Consider the following 572-nt stretch of genomic DNA (forward strand, 5'->3'; position numbering starts at 1 on the left):
TCTCCCGCTGCCTCTCGGTCGGCGTCGGAGCCGGCGTCGGAGCCGGCGTCGGAGCCGGCGTCGGCATCGGCGTCGGCTGCGGCGTCGGCGCGGGCGTCGGAGCAGGCGTCGGAGCAGGCGTCGGAGCCGGCGTCGGAGCCGGCGTCGGCATCGGCGTCGGCTGCGGCCTGTGCGTAGATCAATCGGTGAGTCGATGATTCGCGGCGGTGTGATTTTATGCACTGGCACTTGCGTCGGCGCGGGCGTCGGAGCCGGCGTCGGAGCGGGCGTCGGAGCCGGCGTCGGCATCGGCGTCGGAGCCGGCGTCGGAGCCGGCGTCGGAGCCGGCGTCGGAGCCGGCGTCGGAGCCGGCGTCGGAGCGGGCGTCGGAGCCGGCGTCGGAGCCGGCGTCGGAGCCGGCGTCGGAGCCGGCGTCGGCATCGGCGTCGGAGCCGGCGTCGGAGCCGGCGTCGGAGCCGGCGTCGGCATCGGCGTCGGCTGCGGCCTGTGCGTAGATCAATCGGTGAGTCGAAGATTCGCGACGGTGTGATTTTATGCACTGGCACTTGCGTCGGAGCCGGCGTCGGAGCCGG

2 protein-coding genes are annotated in these 572 nt (G+C 74.8%); both read right to left on the minus strand.

Annotated features, from left to right (window positions below; genetic code table 11):
• On the minus strand, window positions 1–182 hold a 182-nt coding region (locus QF777_12150), incomplete at its 3' end, for a hypothetical protein (GenBank protein ID MDP6912280.1).
• A 32-nt stretch (window positions 183–214) separates the two neighbouring features.
• The coding region (locus tag QF777_12155; protein ID MDP6912281.1) for a hypothetical protein at window positions 215–572 on the minus strand (358 nt) is incomplete at its 5' end.

Source organism: Acidimicrobiales bacterium (genome assembly GCA_030747595.1).
Classification (GTDB): Bacteria; Actinomycetota; Acidimicrobiia; order Acidimicrobiales; family MedAcidi-G1; genus UBA9410.